Here is a 19,105-nt window from a genome sequence, read left to right on the forward strand (position 1 = left end):
CGATTCTGCACGGTACTGTTCTGTAATTTTAATTAATGTGTTGATTATGAGGTATATGTGGTTTTGGCATTGCTTCTGATAATGTCAGTTTGCCTGAGTCCGGCGCTACGAAAATTATAAACGAACCCAAGAACTGCTAAGCCATCAACGTATGTTCAGAAACTATTTCAAAACTGCTTACAGGAACCTGTTTCGCCACAAGGGCTTTACCATTATTAACATTGCCGGATTGGCTTTAGGTTTAACTGCTTGTCTGCTGATCGGTTTGTTTGTACACGATGAACTGCAATACGATAAATTTCTTCCGGAAGGGGATCAGGTATACCGTGTGTACAATGATATCTCAGCCCAGGAAGCAGGTTCTGTTTTGGCGGTTGTACCACCCATGTTCGGAACCACTTTGGAGGAAAGCATACCGGAAGTTGAGAAAGTTGTACGCATACTGATGCTGCAGTTTGATGCAAACAACCTGGTAGAGGTGGGAGAGAAGAGTATTTATGAAAAAGGACGTTTCTTTACCGATCCGGAGTTCTTCGAGGTATTTCAGCTTCCCTTCAAGTATGGTTCTCCCGAAAAAGCCCTGGCAGATCCCTCCTCCATCGTTATTTCTGATGCGTTTTCCGAGCGGTTGTTCGGAGACATGGACCCTATCGGTAAGAAAGTGTCCATAGACAAAGAGCCCTTTATAGTAAGGGGCGTTTTTAGTACCACGGAAAGATTCCACTTACCTGTCAACTTTGTGCTTCCGATGGCAGCAGCGGAGTTACCCGCCGAGCGAATGAAATCCTGGGGATGGCAGCAGTTTTATACCTATGTAAAGTTGAAAAAGGGAGCTGACCCACAGTTGGCGCAATCAAAATTCAGAGGTATAGTAGCAAAGCAAATTGATGAGGATACGAACCAGCCACATAAATACCTGCCGTTCTTACAACCCCTGAACGAGGTATACCTGTATTCTGCAGGCTTTAAGTTTGATCAGGCGATCAAGGGCAACATCACTTATGTGAAGGCATTGAGTGTCATCGCCATCTTTATCTTACTTATTGCCTGTTTTAATTTTGTGAACCTGGCCACGGCCAAGTCTTTGCAGCGGGCCAAAGAAGTGGGTGTACGAAAAGCCATTGGTGCCAGCCGGGGCCAGCTAATGTTACAGTTCCTCAGCGAAACAGTTCTGCTGACCCTTATCAGTGTCATCTGTTCTGCTGCACTTACTTCCTTGCTTCTGCCTTCGCTAAATGCCTTCACGGGTAAGGAAATGGAGTTCAACGTATTCACAAACCCATCTCTGCTTTTACTGTTGATTGGCCTGACACTAGTGGTTGGTATTCTGGCCGGGCTTTATCCTGCAATGATTTTGTCTGGTTTTAAACCTGTAACAGTTTTAAAAAGCGCCGTTGTGGTTGACAGTAAAGTAGGAAGAATCCAGTGGTTGCGCCATGGGTTAATTGTGGTACAGTTTGCCTTGTCTATTTTTCTCATCATAAGTGCCAGTATCGTCTATAAGCAGGTAGGTTACCTGCACAACAAGGACCTGGGTTTTAACAGGGAGCAGATCATGTTTTTCCAGATGCGGGGAGATAATATGTTTACCAATCATGAAACGTTTAAAAGCGAGTTACTGAAAGGGGCAGGTATAAAGGACGTTTCGATGGGCTACGGTTTCCCGGGTGATGCGACGGCAGGTGATGGCGTGATTGTGCCTCGAAACGGAGAGCAGGTCCGGCATGCTACGACGCTGTTGATGGTCGATTTCAACTATATCAACACTCTGGATATAAAACTGGTTGCCGGCAGGCCTTTCTCAAAGGACTTTAAAACAGATGCTGATCAGGCTTTTATGATAAACGAAACGGCCGTACGAGAACTAGGCTTCGAAACGCCGGAAAAAGCTTTGGGGCAAACATTGCTGTGGCCAACCTGGGATAATCAAGATTCTTTAAGGGAGGGAAAAGTAATCGGTGTTGTAAAAGACTTCCATTTTAAGAGTTTGTATGATAAAGTAGACCCAACGGTACTGCAAATATACCCTGGAGCTTACGTGAAAGTAGCCGTAAAAATGGATACTGAAAATGTGGCAGGTTCTATCGAGCATGTCCAGAGTGTCTGGGATAAATTCTCGCCCGATTACCCCATGGAATACATTTTTATGGATGATAACTTTGAGAAAATGTATAAAGCAGAAGATAAGCTGAAGTCACTGCTGACCATTTTTACAGCCATCGCCATTTTCGTCGCCTGCCTGGGTCTGTTTGGTTTGGCTGCATATGCTGCAGAGCGTCGAAAGAAAGAAATAGGCATCCGGAAGGTACTAGGCGCTGAAACGTCGTCCATCGTTGTTTTGCTATCCAAAGATTTTCTGAAGCTGGTAGTTGTGGCCGCTCTCATTGCTTTTCCGATTGCCTGGTATGCGATGCAGAATTGGCTACAGGATTTTGCCTACCGCATTGATATACCTGTCTGGATATTCCTGGTAGCCGGAATCGTAGCAGCATTACTGGCATTTGTGACCATCAGTATGCAGGCTATCAAAGCGGCAACCTCTGATCCGGTAAAGAACTTGAGGGTAGATTAGGTATAGGCTAACCTTCTGTATTGATTTTAGAGTTGTACGGTAGCAGACACTCTACTGTACGGTAACGCACACTATACCTACCAGTGTTTACTATTATTGTTGTCAATCAATTGATAATAAGATACTTATTTGTTGTGGCATATTAATTGGCAGAGCAGAACCAACACGATTAACCAAGCCGTTTACCATGGACCGCGTTTTAGAGAAAAAGAAATTCACCCCTAAAAAAATTGCTTTAATAGCTGGTGTTTCGCTTGTGTTGATAACTGTGCTTTACAACCTGCTTTTCGCAGATCATACCTCAAAATTAAATGTAGATACCAGCCGTGTTACCATTGGAATGGCACAAAGTGGGTTGTTTCAGGATTTCATAGCCATTGACGGAACAGTAGAGCCACTCAAGTCTTTTTTCCTTGACATAACGGAAGGCGGCCGCGTGGAGAAGATTTATACAGATGACGGTCGCATGGTAGAGAAAGGTGATACTATTCTAAAACTTTCCAACACTACCTTGCAAATAGATTTCATGACGCGTGAAACACAGCTCTACGACCTGATGAACGAGCGCCAGAATTCTGAAATCTCTATGAAGCAGGATCTGATCCGGAAGCAGAACGAACTAGCCGAAATTGAATACAACTTAGCCCTGGCAGAAAGGACGTTCAACAGGAATAAGCTCCTGATTGCTGAGAAAGTAATTTCGCAGGAAGAGTACGAAGCATCTAAAGACCTGTATGAGTACCAGAACAAGCGCCGCGCGCTGGCAGACCGCTCCGTGAAACAGGACACGCAACTGATGAGAGAGCGTCTGCGCCAGCTGGATGAGTCCATCAGGAGAATGACGGCAAACATTAACATGGCCAGAGGCACCCTCAATAATCTATATGTGATTGCACCTATTGCCGGTCAGCTTTCCACCTTAAGAGCAGAAGTAGGGGAGTCCAAATCGCCGGGAGAGAACATCGGCCAGATAGATGACCTGAATGGGTATAAAGTAAATGCCAGCGTCGACCAGCATTATATTTCTCGCATTTTCCCCGGCCTCACAGGCACCTTCGATTTTAATGGTACATCACATCAGGTGAAAGTGGCGAAGCTGTTTCCTGAAGTGCAGAACAATACTTTCAGAGTGGATATGGAATTTCTGAATGGTGCCCCTCAAGGTATACGCCGTGGGCAGACATTACAGCTAAAACTTAACCTGAACGATGGAGCCAAGGCAGTCTTAATACCGCGCGGGGGGTTCTATCAAAGCACGGGCGGTAATTGGATATTTGTTGTAGATGATTCCGGAGATTTTGCTGTGAAGCGTCCCATCAAGCTTGGACGACAGAACCCGCAGTACTACGAGGTAATAGATGGCTTGCAACCCGGCGAAAAAGTAGTGCTGTCCTCTTATGAAAGTTACGGCGACATAGACAGGCTTGAATTGAAGTGATAAGAAAGGGGATGTTGCAGGTATAAGTCTGGCTGAAAGATGGAAGATCAATTCTAACCTTCAGGACTTGTACCATGGCATTCGGCCCGAAAAAAGAATTAATAACATTTAATAACCCACCAACATGAGTAACGAAGAACTAATCATTGAGACTGAGAATCTTCAGAAGAAGTATGTTACGGACACAGTGGAAACTACTGCTCTGGCCGGTGTTAATTTGCGAATTGTAAAAGGGGAGTTCGTTGCTATTATGGGACCATCGGGTTGTGGCAAATCCACCTTGTTAAATATAATTGGTCTATTGGATAACCCCACATCCGGTAGCTTACGGTTCTCTGGTCAGGAAATTGGTGAAGCAAGTGAGCGCCAAAGAGCTAAAATCAGAAAGCAGCACCTGGGCTTCGTTTTCCAAAGCTTTAACCTGATTGACGAGCTGACTGTGGAAGAAAATATTGGCCTACCTTTGGTATACCTGGGAGTCTCCAAATCTGAAACAGAGCGACGTGTAACAGAAGCCATGGAACGCATGGGTATAGCGCACCGCCGCTCACACTTCCCCCAACAGTTATCCGGTGGTCAACAGCAACGGGTAGCTATTGCACGCGCCACGGTGTCCAATCCAAGCCTTATACTTGCCGATGAACCAACAGGTAATTTGGATTCGGTGCATGGCCGTGAAGTAATGGCGCTGCTTTCCGAATTAAATGAACAAGGTACCACCGTTGTGATGGTGACACACTCGCCTTCCGATGCAGAATATGCGCACCGCATAATTAATCTGTTTGATGGCCAGGTTGTAACCGAGAACCTGAACGCAAGAAAGCATGCGACAGAGCTACTTTAAACAATTAGTATAAAGTGTAGAATACTCATACCTTTCGTCCTGTCTCCCGGATCATATTACCCTGTTCGTGCAACACTATTGTTATTTATATTTTCTGAACTTAGCTAGAAAGCTACTTGCTCAACTTCCGGCGTAACATGTAACACACCAAAGTACATGCTGCCATCAATATAATTGGTTTAGCTACTGGCATAGTGTCCTGTATTTGGGCACCATCAGCTTTGATATGATTGCATCAGGTATAAGAAACCTGGTGACAACTGAAATTTTCAGTAACTGGTAGTTGTCTTTCTTCTGAGTCTGCTTTTTTGCTTCTAGTTTTGCGCTCTGAAGAAGATCACAAAATGCGGAGTGGCACTGCTAAGGTATAATTCAGAAAATAATTTAATTTCGCTTAAGCGTATACAAAAGAATAAAATAGGAATTAAGACTCAGCAGGGTTAAAAATTAGATACTGTAAAATAAAATTAGCTTATGAGTACCAGAGCAAGAGACCAACAGAAAAAGCAGCGCCAGAAAGAATTCCTGGAGAGGAAAAAACATCAGGAGTCTCTTAAAGTCGCGGCAAAAAAGGCTAAACGCGATGCCTCTAAACATGATAATAAAATTGATCAGCTACCCTCAACCGAAGACTAAACTTGTCCCTTCCTTTTGAGAATCATGCGAATGCTCCCCTTTATGTAGAGAGCGCCTGAATAAATAGTTTGTTGGCTTAGTAACCTATTCGCCATATTAAAACTAGGCAGGAAGTTATATTTTCTTCTACTTTGTATATTATAAGCTTATCTCAAGAGGAAAATTATGGAAGGAAATAAAGTGCTTAATTATATACAAGATGTCATAGAAAACAGGCCAGCTGACTGGTTGAAGTTAACGACCCATCGCTTGGATATTTATAATGAACAATTAGCCAAAACCCAATTCTTAGAGCAGTTTGAAAGCTTATTTAAAGACGGTAATTCTGAAACATCAGCTCTCAACGCATTGCCCACAGCTTTCGATTACATTCGGTTAGGCCATCCACTATCTTCGGTACTGGAATGGACTATTGCTAAGCTGAATAATTTAAAGCCAGAAAATGTAATCAGTTTTTCATCGAAGACGGCTCCAATCTTAGCTGTTCTGAGAAAAAACCTGCTGGATCATAAGCACACCCAAATCGTTTATACCGGTGGGTTACCGGACGCTTTCGATGCTGAAGTGCTAAAGCGTGTTTACGGGTATAAATTTGACGTAAAGCATGTTGAGAAAGTAGAAGAGGTCTCTGAATTTAACGGCAGTACTATTTTCGTTTCACAAGAAGATGAAATTAGTAATGTTGATCGTAACCCGAATATTAACTTTTTCATTCAGGTTCATTCTCGATTTGGAAGTATCTTATTGGTAAATGGTGAACAAAACGATGGCTATATCTCCGAAATTCAGCATGTGCGCAGAAGAGAGACCATTGCCATGACCCCGGCCGATTGTCTTTCTGCCTTGCAGCAACTGGTAGGGAAACCATCTTCCGATCATGAGCAGCGTGACGTCGAGATCAACAAAGCGCGTGTCTTAGCTTCAATTAGAAAGATCACCGGAACCAAATCAAAGGCGTTGGTTGCTTCATCCGGGCTGTCTATGCAGTATGCGATCATGATGGGGCTGGTGCACGAGGCCCTGGAAAATCATAAAGGGAAGGCGATCAAATTTATTGTTCCTCCCAATTGCTATGGTGGAACAAACGACCAGGCCAGACGGGTAGCTGCTTGTTTGGATAATGTCGAAATAGTGGACTTACTTGTTGATGGTGAGAATGACATGGTTCAAAGCATCGATACTGTGCTTGATAAAATTGCCAGCCTGGATGCTGTCCCTTACATCATCGCTGAAATTCCAACAAACCCAAGGGTCGAAGTTCCTGATCTTGCTAAATTAAGAGATGTTTTAGGTAAAGAGCGTAAAACCGCAACCGGTGAAGTTGCTATTGATCCGGTTTTTATCCTGGATCAGACATTTTGCCCGAATGTACAATTCGCAAGTGAGGACAGCATCCTCTCCACAATCAGGACCATTTCATACGCTAGCGGATCGAAATTTCCGAGTGGCGGAAAAGTTACTGCCGGCTACTGTGTAGCAAACACAAAGGCAGAAGCTTTGATGGAAAAAATAGAACAGCACTTAATCCTTTGCGACAACGAGGCGACAGATCTTCAGATGGAGATACTGGCAGAGCAACTGCCTTCCATGAATCAACGGATAGCTGATGCTTATAAGAACACACGAGCGTATGTAAATTATATCAAAGAGGTTTTACCAGCGGCAAAAATCAATTTTGTTTCAGATGAGCTGGCTAAAGAAGGATTTACGCCATCCGTATTTTCACTGGATCTTCCTACAAAAGGGGAGACGGATGAAGAAAGGGAATCTTACAAAAGGGCGTTAAATTTAAAATTGATCAATTTAATGATCGAAAAAATTCCTCACGAAAGTAAATACTGTGTGAGCTATGGGCAGTTGAAAGGATGTTACTGGACGATACCCGCCACATCCACACAAGGAACTACGAAAGAAGACGACAAAGATTATATTGCCCGTGTCTCACTATCTCCTAATTTGGATCTTGAACTGCATAAAAAAGTCTTTCTAGATTTTGTTGAGCAAATTTAAGCGCTGGTGATCAGCAGATGGAAGAGTAGTGAAGCAGATTAAGAATAACCGGAGAGCATAAAAAAGCCGGTTCAGGTATACATGAACCGGCTTTTTATAGTCCATAGGATTGAATTATCGAACATTATCAACAACAATCTTACCTCCTTAAGTGATTTTCTGGGGGGATAATAGGGGCAGTGGTAATTGTTTTGATTAAAGCTTTAACTCAGTAATACAACAGCCCATTCTTTTCTAAAAGGTTAATAGATAATGTTTTCCGCTTCTTACCTGTTTTCATTTAGCTCCGTCATAATTTCTGCAAAGAGTCTGGTAGATTTCAGGCGGTCATTTATATCGTACATGGTGGATACAGTTATCAATTCATCCACTCCCGTTTCATCCAGAAATTCCTGAATTTGCGTTTTTACTGTTTGCTTGCTACCTACAAAAGAATACCGGAGCATTTGCTGTAATGTTGGATGCTGCAATACTCCTTTCAACTCTTCAGTCATTTCAGTTGGTGGCTGTAATGGGTCTCGGGACCCGGTTAACACCCCCACAAACATTCGAATAAGTGACGTGAATAGCTTTTCGGCCTCCTCATCAGTATCGGCAACCAGAACATTCATCCCGGCGATGGTATAGGGCTTTTCTAAAAACCCGGAAGGCTTAAACTCCTGTTCATAGATTCGCAGGGCATTGTGTAAATGCGTGGATGCAAAATGACTGGCGAAAGCATAAGGCAATCCCTTTTCAGCTGCTATATGTGAACTATCGGTAGTCGAGCCCAATACATACAGCGGAACATCTGTACCTTCTGCAATAGGCGCCCTTACGTTGGCCGTTTTATTTTCTACGGAAAAATACTGCTGGATTTTTTCTATTTCACGGGGGAAAGAATGGGCAGCCTCCATAAAGTCCGACCGGATAGCACGGGCAGTTGCCTGGTCTGTACCAGGAGCCCTTCCAAGACCCAAATCAATACGACCCGGATATAAGTGCGCTAACGTCCCAAACTGTTCGGCTATAATTAAAGGCGAATGATTAGGAAGCATCACACCGCCTGAACCCACCCTGATGGTTGTTGTGTTTTCAGCCACGTAACCCATGAGCAGTGATGTGGCGCTACTGCCAATATTATCTGAGTTATGATGCTCGGCAAACCAGATGCGCTTATAGTTATGCGCTTCCGCTTCTTTAGCCAATGCCAAGGAATTATGCAGGGTCTGCTGCATGGTCTCCCCCTGCGAAACAATGGCAAGTTCTAAAATGGAATAGGCTATTTCTTTATGATCCATCGTATTCAATGCTATCTTAGTTCTTATTAGTTCCTCTTAACCGGGCATAGCTATTTACTAACCAGCTAGTTGATAAATTATGTCTACTCTTGGGGCTTTCCACGTGGCCTCCAGGTTCAGTAGGAGTTCGGTATGCTTACTGAAATAGCTATTATCAGCACTTTAGAGCAACACAAAGATGCTGATAGTAGCTCTTCAGACTTGTACAAAAACAAATAAATCTACTGCAGGTTTCCAGCGGCAACCGAACGATTGATAGCAACCATTTCTTCATGAGAAGGAAACGTCGTTAAACTCTGAAATTTCAGCATTACAGCATCCCTGGCTGCAGGACCTTTCCCTTTTTCGGCTGCAGCAAGCGCTTGCTTAAGTTCTACTGCATTTAGTTCAGTACAATAAGCAGGAGTTCCCGGTTCCTGTCTCCAGGATTCGACTAAACTGCCTGCATCCACGGTATCAAACCCCAGCGCGTCAACCAGCTGAGCGGCTACTTTTTTATGTGCCTCGGTATCGCCAGCGACCGATATAGCTATTCTACCTTCCTCACCGGAAACTTTGCCTTTGTGCTTCAAGGTGTATTCCAAAATATTGTTGAACACTTTGATAACAGGTTTTCCCAGGATTTCAGAAATGTACTCACTTTCTGTCTTACCTTCTAAGCCAGCAAGCTCGCCATCACGGAATGGGTAATAGTTGGAAGTGTCCATAATAATAACCTCTTTTGGTACATCCTGCAATATATTCTCCGGAAGATCCTTGTAAGCCTTGAAAGGGATAGAGAAAATGACTACATCTACGTCTTTTACCACATCATTAATGGTAGCCGCTTCTGCACCTAAACTAGTAGCTATTTCTTTAAGTGTGGCCATATCCCGGGTGTTTGTAACCTTTACCTGATGCCCTGCAGCAGAGAGGTTACTGGCTATCGTACTTCCGATGGCACCTGTGCCGATTATTCCTATTTTCATATCGTATATCTTTTAAACAGTTTCAAGATTAATTTAACGTAGTATGCTTTCTTGGAGGCATATTGTTGATCTCCCTAACAATGTCTACTGCATGATCTACGAATCCTTCCGGGTAATCTCCTGACAAAATGATTTTAAAGTAGTCTTCGCCAATGTCCTGCATTTTACTAAACAACAGGTCCTGCTTTTCTCTGAGTGTTTCTCTCTGGGCTGCTGCCCGGGCCTTTATAAGCTCAGGCAGAGTGAGGTCTGTGCAATAGGCAGGGGAGCACGCCTGTTGACGCCAAGAATCTTCTAATAGTCCGGCATCTAAGGCGTCGAAACCGGCATCATCCACCAGGCCCATCACCACTTCTTTTGCTCTTTGCTCGTCACCCGACACGGCCAGCGCAATCCTGTCTTTACTTCCTTTGGGTCTTCCTTCTACCGCCAGGCTGTAAGCGCCAATATTACTGAATGCTTTTACAACCGGCCTACCGAACTGCTGCTGCACCCATACACTGTTCACCATGCCGTTTTCCACGGCCTCCACTGTAGCATCCCGATTGGGCCAGAAGTTGGTCGTCTCCACGATCACGACATGATCGGCTATTTTGCCTTCCAGTGTTTTTACCAGGTCAGGGATATTGCCAAACGGAATGGATACGACCAACACATCCACATCCGTTGCAACATCTTCTACCTCTATAGCTCTTACGTTTGCCCAGTCAGCAATGGCCTGAATGCTTGCCACACCTCTGGCATCTGCTAGTGTCACGTTGTGTCCGGCTGCGCTAAACTTTCTTGCCAGGGTCTTGCCGATCACGCCGGCGCCAATTACTCCTATGTTCATGTTGATTATATTTAATGATTAATTTTTAATGATGATGAATTATGGCTTATTTCTCTATGTTGTCTTTGCTCCATGTCAAAACACGAAGGTCAACACCATACTGATCCGAAGCACCAAGATGATCGCGTAAAGTCTTGCCTTCATAATCTTGATGGAAGAGCCCACGTTTCTGTAGAATTGGAACCACTTCGTCCACAAAAGAATCGATACCATCTTCGTTAATGTCGGGAGAAATCCAGAATCCATCGGCGGCACCTGCTTCAAACCACGCTTGCATATGATCGGCGGCCTCTATACCCGGTCCTACGATCACAGGATGATAATCAATCACCCCATGGGCGATTATATCACGCAGGCTCCACCCTTCTTTTGCAATCTTCAGGGCATGGGGGGAACGAGGGTCATATGGCGATGGGCGCGCTGCGTCCAGTTGCTCTTTTGAGAGCGGTTCATCAATGCGGCTAAGGTCAAGACGTATGCCGAGCATTTGTTGAAGATACGCTACCCGTTGAGGGATGAGGCTTCCTGTGAGTTTGATCCTGCGATCCAGTGCTGTGCGTCTGTCCTTGGCGATGGTAGTCATAAGGCCAGGAATATACTTGAGCTCGTCGGGGTTACGACCGTAACGCTCTGCAGCTTCCCGGAATGCATTACGTTGAGCACGTGCATCTTCCATGGTAAATGCCGCTCCAATGACCGCATTGGCGAAGCGACCCGCCAACTCATGCGCATTGGGGCTGCCTCCAGCATGGAAGATAATGGGTTGGCCTTGTTCCGATGGGGGAATGTATAGCGGCCCGCGTGAGCCCACGAACTTGCCTTTAAAATTGACGGGAACGATCTGATCTCTCTTCGCAAACTGCCCGCTCTCCTGGTTATGCACCCAGGCATCTTTCCCCCAACTGCCCCAAAGTGCTTGGATGAGCTGGATGACCTCGTGCGCCCGCCCATAGCGTTCCTCGCTGGACGGAATACTTCTTCCGTAGTTTGCTGCGACGGCATCACCGCTTGATGTAACCGCGTTCCAACCTGCACGACCGTGGCTCATGACATCGAGCGCCTTGAACTGCCTGGCAAGGTTGAAAGGCTCGTTAAATGTGGTAGAACCTGTAGCCACTAACCCAATGCGCTTGGTTTCGCGTGCGACAGCTGCAAGGGTGAGCATCACATCAAGATTAAAACTTGGCGACTCGGTTTCCAGATCAGTCAGGATAGAGCCAGGGCCATCCGGCAAAAATATAAATTGAAACTTACCACGCTCCGCTGCTTGAGCCTGTTTAACACGCGCATCGAAACTTGTATAACTTTTGGGGTCAACTCCCGGCATACGCCAGGCTCCCGGCTGAGAGCCGTATCCATTTCCAAGGTGTAAACCGATGAGCATCTGTTTACCTGCCTTAGCGTTGTTATTTATTGATTCATTATAAGCCATGATCCTAATTTTTTAATTCCATGTATAACACCCGACCAGAGCGAGAATCTCCATCTGCATCCGGATTCATTATAGCAACTGCCAATCGTTCTTGAGGACCTGCAACTACCATATCCCGCCTTGTAAATTCCAATCTCTGTAGGTGTTGCAAAATTACGACTTATTACTTTCCTTTGTATAGTGCTTTCCCAAAGGAAAGTGAAGTAGTTTAAAATGGAGGAGTTATGGCTAATAAAATGGGATACCTGTCCTGCCTGGACACTGTAAAGCCGGTGCGGGATGCAATTGAAGTGATTAATGGGAAATGGAAGCTACCCATTATCATTTCTGTGATGACGGGCAATGAGCGGTTCACCGATATACAGGAAAGTATTCCCGGTATTACCCCGAAGGTACTGGCCAAGGAATTAAAGGACCTCGAGCAACACCAACTGATAAAGCGGGTGGTAAAAGACGATTACCCGGTGAAGATCCTGTATAAACCGGAACCGTATGCCGATACTTTAACACCGATCATCAATGCTTTGAAGGGGTGGGGACTCAACCACCGGAAGAAAATCTTCGAAAAGGAATAATTGCGAAAGTTATAGGTGAAGACGAAAGACCTCCCTAAATAGGAGGGAATTAATTCTTGTTCTGTACCTGCAGTTATTTGGTTCTCTTTACAGCTGTTTTAACCTCACTTATTGATGAGATAGGAGGGAGACTAGCTTGTTCAAATACAAAGCAAGTGAGAAGAGATTGAATAGTAATGACGATGAGTAACAGCGCTGAAAATCTTTTTTGTTACTTTCCTGTTACTCTAGAAACAAAAAACCCGCTTATTTGATGAAATAAGCGGGTTTTTTAAGCTTTAAAGTGTAGTCCGTAGGGGAATCGAACCCCTGTTGCCAGAATGAAAATCTGGAGTCCTAACCCCTAGACGAACGGACCGTGCTACTGTATTGCGGGTGCAAATATACAAGCCGATTTTTAGGAAGCAAAATTATTTTTAAAAAATGGACCACACCGCTTCGCCTATACCTGAGAGGCGCTTTCGGGAGGCTGAAGCGAATGCCTAACCTAATCGTTTTTGTAAACTTCGTCTTATCTTGTGCCGTTATACCTTCATCCGTTAAAATTTAATCCTATGTCAAAAAGAGCATTCTATACTGGCGTAACGCCAGAAGCATACAACGAACTGAAAAGCAAACTGCAGACCTATGGCATGAATTTGCAGGGCAACAGTGGCCGCATAGACGAGAAGGGCGTTAATGCCAATTTCAATTACGATCCTGACGCGAAGTCGCTCGAAATCAGTGACCTTTCGGTGGGTTTCCCGGCAAGCATGATGATAAACTCCGACAGTCTGATGCAGCGCATGAACGAGATGATTACTAAGTACGGAGGCCGTGCTGAGGGTTAGGCCATATCCTGACGCAGATAATGCCGTATAAGAAAACCACTTAAACGTAATACCTAAACGAAACCGAAAATAACTATGGAAAACGATAACAAGAGCAACCAGGATGCCGACAAAAACAAACAAAGCCAGGGCAAGAAGGAACAAAGCGCTCTCAGACTCATGCAGCCACACGACATGTCTAAAACGGTAGAGTCGGCGATGCACGTGTTTCAGGGTAAGCACGACAAACTGCCTGAACTGCTGCACGATGTAGGGAAGCTGGTGCTACAGGGCGCCCGCCGTATGAGCACGACACAGCTTATCCTGACAGCAGGTGCTGTAACACTCGGTGCTGTGCTGGTTGCCAAGTACGTGGCTGACCAGGATTTCGACTTCGAAGCTTAATAGCCGTTTACAACTAAACAGAAACCCTTCACCCGCTTGTGAAGGGTTTTTTTGTGCCAACTCATTTCTGGTACGGCCTTTGTAATTGGAGGCTATATAGCATGATGCTATATTTACTACCACGTTTCTAACCTTTTAATTAAAATTATGAAAAAAGTATCCTTTGTCGCCCTGATGTTTTTGCTGGTATCTGTGTTTCCGGCAGTGGCCCAGCAGCAGATCTTGCCTCCGCTTATTAGTGTGAACGGAATAGGGGAGGTGAAGCTTGAGCCAAATGAAGTCGTGATTACCCTGGGAGTGGAAACTCGCGAGAAGACCCTGGATCAGGCCCGAAAGCAAACCGATAAGCAAGCGGCCGCCATTATCGCGTATTTGCGGAAGCAGGGCGTGGACGCCAAAGATATCCAGACCTCTTTCGTAAACCTGCAGCCTATTTACGCTGGTACAGAATTTGGAAAAGCGCAGCCTGAGTTTTATCTGGCTCAGAAAACCATGACGATCGTGATCAAAAAGATCAACAAGTTCGACGAACTGCTGTCCGGTTTGTATGACAATGGCGTGAACCGAATTGATAACGTCTACTTCAGAGTTTCAGACCTTGAGAAGCACCGTGCCGAGGCCCGCAAAAAAGCCGTGGCCGATGCCAAGCAAAAAGCCAATGCCTTGACAGCGGAGTTAGGAGCTAAAGTCGGTAAAGTATACTCTATTAGTGAGCATACCTCCAACGGCTCGCCACGGAACGGTTATGCAAAAATGTCGATGGACATGGAAATGGCACAAGGCGGAGGACCATCCATTGCTGGCGGCGAAGTGATTGTGACATCTAATGTGAGCGTGAGCTTTGTGATTGAGCAATAGGCTGTACAGGTATACAGCATCAAAAAGGGCTCCCCGGCATTAGCCAGGGAGCCCTTCTTATTTGGTGTTTGGTATAACTAAAATGATAAACCTAACTTTTGATAGCGCTCCATCGGTTTGAAGTTGTTCTCATCATCCAGCAGAAAACTGATTGGCTTGCTCGGGTCTGCCAGAATCTCTTTCTCTCGGATATCCCAGGGTTTAAGCATTTCCTCCAGCATGTGCGCATAAGCCGTCATCTCCCAGGGATTAAAAACCTCGTTTGTCACATCGTCTATAATAGTGTCGAGTGTGATGTGCGTGTCTCCCGGCTTGAGCGGCCGCTCAAAGTACTCGGGTATCACATTAAAAATATAGGCTGCATAGAACACCCGCGCTTTAAACTCCGCTACTTGGATCGGGTGCAGTTGCTGTCCCTGCGTGAGGCGATAAAGTTTGCCGAGGGCTTTGCCAATAATGCCATTGTCGAGGAGCGTACACACGAGCACAACCGGACCTAGTTTTATACTGAAGGCCATCGTGGTCAGTTCATCTTGATACTCAAAGGGCAATTCGTCCTCGGCAGGGCTCACCTCCAGCATAAACAGGGAGCAGGGCAGGAAATCAGAGAACTCCATGGACACGCGCATCGACTGCAGCACCTTGAAGAATTCGCGGAACTTGCCCAGCATTTTCGGGTTTTCGCTCACCGGGTTCTGCGGCATGATCAGCGGGTCGGCTTCTTTGATCAGCTCGGTGATCAGCGTGCCATAATACATTTTGCCGATCCACTGGAAAAGCTTTTTGGAATCCAGCGCCTGCAGTCCGGCTATACCTTGCTCACTGGCCGTAGCAATTTCCTCTTCCAGCGGGATGACGTGCTGAGTATGGCAATGATCACAGCAGGGGATAGTAAGCTCACCGTAGGTTGTGATGCTCTTATCGAGCAGAAGCAGTTCCTTGTCGCGCAGCTTATACCTGTCCTGCAGCCACGTCGCAAAAACAGGTGTTCGGTTATCGGGTTCGGTATGTGCCCCACACAGAAAGCAGTGCTTGTCGCTGAACTGCATGTTGGGGAACGGATCGTATAGTTTTAACTCAGTCATGATCGTGTCGTTTGGAGGTACAAAGATACGAAGAAGAGCTTGTCAGAATCAGGATTTTGGGGATTAAAGGATCGACAGGATTCTCGTGCACGATTAGCCTGCCCCTCCCATTGTCGAGGCTGCCTACCCCCAGAGGAAAATTTTCTGTTGTTACTTTACAGGTATAGCTTCGTTGTTTCTATTACAGATCATGCTCTCCTATACCGGGTCCAACCACCCCTAACCCCTCCTTGTCTAAGGCGGGGAATCTGTTGCTGCCAATTCTTGGGTATAGGCGTCGTAACTGCAGTTTCATGTGCACGATTGACATCCCCCTGCCCCCTTCAAAGGGGGACCTTCTGCCATTGCCAGTCTCAGGTATAAGCGCTGTAGTTTCTGTCACGGATCACTGGCAGGTATAGCAAGAGTTACTTGCACCGAAGCGACATAGGTATAGCATCAGCCCAGTGCACCTTTCGGCGCTCCGCTGTCTGAGCGTTCAGCGAGATTGGGGAGTCTTGACTTTTTTGCATACTTTTTGTGTCAAGACAAAAAGTGAGGGCCCGCCTCACAGGCGAAGCTATACAACAATACCTGATAATATACTAAATAGCAGTTGCAGCGCTAGTAGGAAAGGAGAAAAGTGATTAAAAATTAATCTAAGTGAAGTGAGAAAGAAAAGTTTAACAGCAAGCCTGTAAGCCGGGTTCTGTCATCAGGCCAAAGCCCGACGTCTTATCATTTATCTAGGCCTGCACTCGCGCGCAGGCTCCATCGACCTACCCACTGACATCGGACGAGCAACCCTTAGCCCCGCCGAAGCGAGGCGCTGTCAGCCTATTTGGTCTTTCAACTCCTAAGGTTTACCCAGCCGGACTGGTCGCCCAGCCGCTGGTGCGCTCTTACCGCACCTTTTCACCCTTACCAGCACAAGACTGGCGGTTATTTTCTGTGGCACTGGCTGTAACCTTCCCGTCTCCCGGAAGGCCCCTTCCCGTTAGGAAGTAGGATGCTCTGTGTTGCCCGGACTTTCCTCTCCTCCCTTGCGGGAGCAGCGATAAGACGGCTTGCTGTTAAGCTTTCTATACCTGCAAAGGTATAACTAAATTGTTAGATTGCTTAATTGTTAAATTGTTGGAACGGTGGATTGGTTCCAATCTGCGAGAAGCTGTATGATTCCTAGTTAACACCTCATTAAGCCAAGACTTTTGCAGGAGGTGAAAAGAACAAACAACAATTTAACCATCAACAATTTAACCATCAACAATTTAACAATTCACTAATTCACTAACTCACTAAAGCACTCATTCACTCAATTATCTAAGTCTCACCAACGTCGCGCCATACCCAAACCTCTCTTTCTTAGCGTCTTCGAAGAAGCGGATGCCCGGGGTGCGGCTCAGGATTTTCTGAATCTCTTTGCGGAGCACGCCGTTGCCAGAGCCGTGTATAAAGATGATCTCGTGCATGTTAGCAGCCATGGCGCGGTCCAGTGCGTCCTGGAAGCGTTCCAGTTGTAGCTTCAGCATGGCACTGTTGCTCATACCGGTGTGGTCCTCTACCAGCTTCTCTATGTGAAGGTCTACCTCGTGCTCGGGAGCCTGTACTTTGATATTCTCCTGCGCGGCTGGCTTTTCAGATAGCTGCTCTTTTATCTTGTCAGGGTCTACGGCAACAGGTTTGGTGTCGAGTTGGAAAACATAGGCTTCCTTGTTGAGGACCGGGGCGGTTTTCTTGCTCTTGTAAAAAGAGTTGGCGCGGAACTGTACCTTCTTGGTCACCGGCTCAAACAGGCTCGGCGCTCCGTTGCGGTGCTGCAAAAACTGCACGATCAGTGTCGGCCATTTCTCAAAGTCCTTCATGTGGTAATGAGTTACAACGCGGCTGGCTTTAGGAGCCAGCTTGTCGTTTTGCAATCCGCGGTATTGGTTGTTGCGCTCTTCGCCAGAGGTAAATAGCACATCGTAGTCGGTGTTGTTCACAACCGTGGCGGCCAGCAATTCCTCAGACTGATGTACCATGGCCAGGTAAATGCCTTTCTCGGCGAGCACTGGTGCTGGTGGTTCTTTGCGGGCAGCTGGTTTTGCATAGGCCTCCGGCTCTGTATTTCGGAAAGCCTTAGCCTCCTCCGGCGCGATCAGTACGATCTCACGACGAGAAACAGGTATAGTGAAGTCGTTGTCGATAGCGACTTCTACAATGTTATTGTCCATTATACGGGTAATGATGCCTTCTTCCCGGCCTGACATCAGGCGCACGCGATCTCCTACGTTCATAGTCTTATGTGTTTAGCACGAAGGTATAGCCGTTGCTTGCTATACCTTTGATTGTAATTACAAATTGAATTTATACAAAGATACGATTTGTGCGGCGGAAAAAACGACCTGATTTAGAAGTATACCGGATGGAAACGCAGGCCGTCTGTGCGGTTGTACTCTAGCGCCGGAGCCGGGATTTTGATGATGCTGAGTACGTATAGCGTGGTGTTGAGGACTTTGCTGCGACCTTTGAAGTGCATCAGGTTGAGATCGGGACTAAGGTAAAACTGCCGACGTGCATTAAACCCGCGGGCCTTATTCAGCTCAGGGTCGTTGTATACCATACCCTCCGCGCCGTAGCCTACAGCTATACTTAGCCACTTGGGGTATTTGCTTTCCTCCTTCAGAAAATCTCCCACATTCACAGAGAGCCAATAGGTCTGCCCGTTGTAGTCCTTGAGCGCTTGCTCAGCTAAGGTATGGCCCAATACATTTGGTCGTTCTGCAGCATAGCGGGTGGTCTGGAAGGAGAATTTAGGCATGATGCGAACCTCCCGCCAGGCCAGTTCCTGTGCCACCACCGCAGCCGAGCCAACCGTGTTGGCAATCGCGTCACCAACCGAGGAGCCATAGTTCGCCTGAAATCCGTCAAATAGCTCGATGGGTGTTTGCAGAATGATGCCTGTCAGACCGCCGAATAGAATGGCTTTTTTATCAGGTACGCCTGCCCAGCGCAACAAGTCTATACCTGCGCGACTCTCATGGAAGGCTCCCCAGAAGTGACCGGCCTTGTCCATTTGCTTCCATTGCCGGTTATCGTTGAAGAAGTGGAAGTTCGTTCGCTCCTGATCTTTGTACCACGCTTTGTTCAGGGATACCAACATGGCGGTATAACCCACCGCAAAGCCGGTGCCAAGGACCAGCAGCCTTTCTTTGTTCACGGCAGTGGCCGTAGAGTCAGATGCGGCGGCTATACCCTGCAAGGGTTGGAGCAGGAGCAGCACATAAAGCCAGAAGATAAGCAGGTAGCGGTACATCAGGCCAAAGATACACATAGCTTGCACAAAACACCTGCTGCCTGACCCTGGCTTTGAAGTTTAGTGTGGTTATCATCTTGCTTTAAT

At 46.2% G+C, this 19,105-nt stretch carries 17 protein-coding genes, 1 tRNA gene and 1 other RNA gene; 9 read left to right on the top strand and 10 right to left on the bottom strand.

Annotated features, from left to right (window positions below; all coding sequences use genetic code 11):
* Positions 1 to 151 precede the first annotated feature (151 nt).
* The 5 genes from L1278_RS10080 (at position 152) to L1278_RS10100 (ending at position 7,500) form a co-directional block, all read left to right on the top strand.
* Positions 152 to 2,572, top strand: coding sequence for an ABC transporter permease (locus tag L1278_RS10080; RefSeq protein ID WP_253403481.1), 2,421 nt, complete (start codon positions 152 to 154; stop codon positions 2,570 to 2,572).
* Positions 2,573 to 2,759: 187 nt separating this feature from the next.
* A complete protein-coding gene (locus tag L1278_RS10085) occupies positions 2,760 to 4,010 on the top strand; it encodes an efflux RND transporter periplasmic adaptor subunit (protein ID WP_253403483.1) in 1,251 nt (416 codons plus the stop codon).
* Between the two features lie 124 nt (positions 4,011 to 4,134).
* Positions 4,135 to 4,854, top strand: a complete 720-nt coding sequence (locus L1278_RS10090) for an ABC transporter ATP-binding protein (protein ID WP_253403485.1) — start codon at positions 4,135 to 4,137, stop codon at positions 4,852 to 4,854.
* Between the two features lie 474 nt (positions 4,855 to 5,328).
* Positions 5,329 to 5,490, top strand: a complete 162-nt coding sequence (locus L1278_RS10095; protein ID WP_253403486.1) for a hypothetical protein — start codon at positions 5,329 to 5,331, stop codon at positions 5,488 to 5,490.
* A gap of 165 nt (positions 5,491 to 5,655) precedes the next feature.
* Positions 5,656 to 7,500, top strand: coding sequence for a PLP-dependent transferase (locus tag L1278_RS10100; RefSeq protein ID WP_253403488.1), 1,845 nt, complete (start codon positions 5,656 to 5,658; stop codon positions 7,498 to 7,500).
* 266 nt (positions 7,501 to 7,766) lie between these two features.
* Here L1278_RS10100 and L1278_RS10105 read toward each other — a convergent pair whose 3' ends face one another.
* The 4 genes from L1278_RS10105 to L1278_RS10120 all read right to left on the bottom strand — a co-directional run bounded on the left by L1278_RS10105 (position 7,767) and on the right by L1278_RS10120 (position 12,012).
* Complete coding sequence (locus tag L1278_RS10105; RefSeq protein WP_253403490.1) at positions 7,767 to 8,780, bottom strand: LLM class flavin-dependent oxidoreductase; 1,014 nt, start codon at positions 8,778 to 8,780, stop codon at positions 7,767 to 7,769.
* Positions 8,781 to 9,001: 221 nt separating this feature from the next.
* Positions 9,002 to 9,748 carry an NADPH-dependent F420 reductase gene (locus tag L1278_RS10110; protein WP_253403497.1) on the bottom strand — a complete coding sequence of 249 codons (747 nt, stop codon included), beginning with the start codon at positions 9,746 to 9,748 and terminating at the stop codon, positions 9,002 to 9,004.
* Between the two features lie 28 nt (positions 9,749 to 9,776).
* Positions 9,777 to 10,580 carry an NADPH-dependent F420 reductase gene (locus L1278_RS10115; protein WP_253403499.1) on the bottom strand — a complete coding sequence of 268 codons (804 nt, stop codon included), beginning with the start codon at positions 10,578 to 10,580 and terminating at the stop codon, positions 9,777 to 9,779.
* Positions 10,581 to 10,626: 46 nt separating this feature from the next.
* Complete coding sequence (locus L1278_RS10120) at positions 10,627 to 12,012, bottom strand: NtaA/DmoA family FMN-dependent monooxygenase (protein ID WP_253403501.1); 1,386 nt, start codon at positions 12,010 to 12,012, stop codon at positions 10,627 to 10,629.
* A 224-nt stretch (positions 12,013 to 12,236) separates the two neighbouring features.
* On the opposite strand from L1278_RS10120, the gene L1278_RS10125 reads away from it, so the two are divergent.
* Positions 12,237 to 12,587 carry a helix-turn-helix domain-containing protein gene (locus L1278_RS10125; RefSeq protein ID WP_253403503.1) on the top strand — a complete coding sequence of 117 codons (351 nt, stop codon included), beginning with the start codon at positions 12,237 to 12,239 and terminating at the stop codon, positions 12,585 to 12,587.
* A 286-nt stretch (positions 12,588 to 12,873) separates the two neighbouring features.
* Here the strand turns inward: L1278_RS10125 and L1278_RS10130 are convergent.
* Positions 12,874 to 12,945 (bottom strand) — tRNA-Glu (locus L1278_RS10130).
* Positions 12,946 to 13,141: 196 nt separating this feature from the next.
* Between L1278_RS10130 and L1278_RS10135 the strand changes: the two genes are divergently transcribed.
* The 3 genes from L1278_RS10135 (at position 13,142) to L1278_RS10145 (ending at position 14,659) form a co-directional block, all read left to right on the top strand.
* Entirely contained in the window at positions 13,142 to 13,417 is a 276-nt protein-coding gene (locus tag L1278_RS10135; RefSeq protein ID WP_188502725.1) for a hypothetical protein, read from the top strand.
* Between the two features lie 75 nt (positions 13,418 to 13,492).
* A complete protein-coding gene (locus L1278_RS10140) occupies positions 13,493 to 13,801 on the top strand; it encodes a hypothetical protein (protein ID WP_253403505.1) in 309 nt (102 codons plus the stop codon).
* Positions 13,802 to 13,948: 147 nt separating this feature from the next.
* Positions 13,949 to 14,659: an SIMPL domain-containing protein gene (locus L1278_RS10145; RefSeq protein WP_253403507.1), complete on the top strand. Its 711-nt coding sequence runs from the start codon at positions 13,949 to 13,951 to the stop codon at positions 14,657 to 14,659.
* Positions 14,660 to 14,736: 77 nt separating this feature from the next.
* Here L1278_RS10145 and L1278_RS10150 read toward each other — a convergent pair whose 3' ends face one another.
* From L1278_RS10150 to L1278_RS10170, 5 genes are all read right to left on the bottom strand, one after another.
* The gene (locus L1278_RS10150) at positions 14,737 to 15,744 is read right to left on the bottom strand and encodes a hypothetical protein (RefSeq protein ID WP_253403509.1); all 1,008 of its coding nucleotides are present in this window, start codon (positions 15,742 to 15,744) and stop codon (positions 14,737 to 14,739) included.
* Positions 15,745 to 15,925: 181 nt separating this feature from the next.
* A complete protein-coding gene (locus tag L1278_RS10155) occupies positions 15,926 to 16,126 on the bottom strand; it encodes a hypothetical protein (protein WP_253403511.1) in 201 nt (66 codons plus the stop codon).
* Positions 16,127 to 16,405: 279 nt separating this feature from the next.
* Positions 16,406 to 16,797, bottom strand: an RNA gene (gene rnpB / locus L1278_RS10160) — RNase P RNA component class A.
* 242 nt (positions 16,798 to 17,039) lie between these two features.
* Positions 17,040 to 17,999 carry a DUF2027 domain-containing protein gene (locus tag L1278_RS10165; RefSeq protein WP_253403513.1) on the bottom strand — a complete coding sequence of 320 codons (960 nt, stop codon included), beginning with the start codon at positions 17,997 to 17,999 and terminating at the stop codon, positions 17,040 to 17,042.
* A 113-nt stretch (positions 18,000 to 18,112) separates the two neighbouring features.
* Positions 18,113 to 19,036 carry a DUF2279 domain-containing protein gene (locus L1278_RS10170; protein ID WP_253403515.1) on the bottom strand — a complete coding sequence of 308 codons (924 nt, stop codon included), beginning with the start codon at positions 19,034 to 19,036 and terminating at the stop codon, positions 18,113 to 18,115.
* Positions 19,037 to 19,105 lie beyond the last annotated feature (69 nt).

The sequence above is a fragment of the Pontibacter sp. HSC-36F09 genome (assembly GCF_024171605.1).
In the GTDB taxonomy this organism is placed as follows: Bacteria; Bacteroidota; Bacteroidia; order Cytophagales; family Hymenobacteraceae; genus Pontibacter.

What these genes read in the sequence shown, in the direction of transcription:
- L1278_RS10150 (WP_253403509.1), bottom strand. Translation starts at nt 15,744, where the DNA reads ATGACTGAGTTAAAACTATACGATCCGTTCCCCAACATGCAGTTCAGC.
- L1278_RS10105 (WP_253403490.1), bottom strand. Translation starts at nt 8,780, where the DNA reads ATGGATCATAAAGAAATAGCCTATTCCATTTTAGAACTTGCCATTGTT.
- L1278_RS10125 (WP_253403503.1), top strand. Translation starts at nt 12,237, where the DNA reads ATGGCTAATAAAATGGGATACCTGTCCTGCCTGGACACTGTAAAGCCG.
- L1278_RS10090 (WP_253403485.1), top strand. Translation starts at nt 4,135, where the DNA reads ATGAGTAACGAAGAACTAATCATTGAGACTGAGAATCTTCAGAAGAAG.
- L1278_RS10095 (WP_253403486.1), top strand. Translation starts at nt 5,329, where the DNA reads ATGAGTACCAGAGCAAGAGACCAACAGAAAAAGCAGCGCCAGAAAGAA.
- L1278_RS10120 (WP_253403501.1), bottom strand. Translation starts at nt 12,012, where the DNA reads ATGGCTTATAATGAATCAATAAATAACAACGCTAAGGCAGGTAAACAG.
- L1278_RS10100 (WP_253403488.1), top strand. Translation starts at nt 5,656, where the DNA reads ATGGAAGGAAATAAAGTGCTTAATTATATACAAGATGTCATAGAAAAC.
- L1278_RS10085 (WP_253403483.1), top strand. Translation starts at nt 2,760, where the DNA reads ATGGACCGCGTTTTAGAGAAAAAGAAATTCACCCCTAAAAAAATTGCT.
- L1278_RS10115 (WP_253403499.1), bottom strand. Translation starts at nt 10,580, where the DNA reads ATGAACATAGGAGTAATTGGCGCCGGCGTGATCGGCAAGACCCTGGCA.
- L1278_RS10170 (WP_253403515.1), bottom strand. Translation starts at nt 19,036, where the DNA reads ATGTGTATCTTTGGCCTGATGTACCGCTACCTGCTTATCTTCTGGCTT.
- L1278_RS10165 (WP_253403513.1), bottom strand. Translation starts at nt 17,999, where the DNA reads ATGAACGTAGGAGATCGCGTGCGCCTGATGTCAGGCCGGGAAGAAGGC.
- L1278_RS10080 (WP_253403481.1), top strand. Translation starts at nt 152, where the DNA reads ATGTTCAGAAACTATTTCAAAACTGCTTACAGGAACCTGTTTCGCCAC.
- L1278_RS10140 (WP_253403505.1), top strand. Translation starts at nt 13,493, where the DNA reads ATGGAAAACGATAACAAGAGCAACCAGGATGCCGACAAAAACAAACAA.
- L1278_RS10135 (WP_188502725.1), top strand. Translation starts at nt 13,142, where the DNA reads ATGTCAAAAAGAGCATTCTATACTGGCGTAACGCCAGAAGCATACAAC.
- L1278_RS10145 (WP_253403507.1), top strand. Translation starts at nt 13,949, where the DNA reads ATGAAAAAAGTATCCTTTGTCGCCCTGATGTTTTTGCTGGTATCTGTG.
- L1278_RS10110 (WP_253403497.1), bottom strand. Translation starts at nt 9,748, where the DNA reads ATGAAAATAGGAATAATCGGCACAGGTGCCATCGGAAGTACGATAGCC.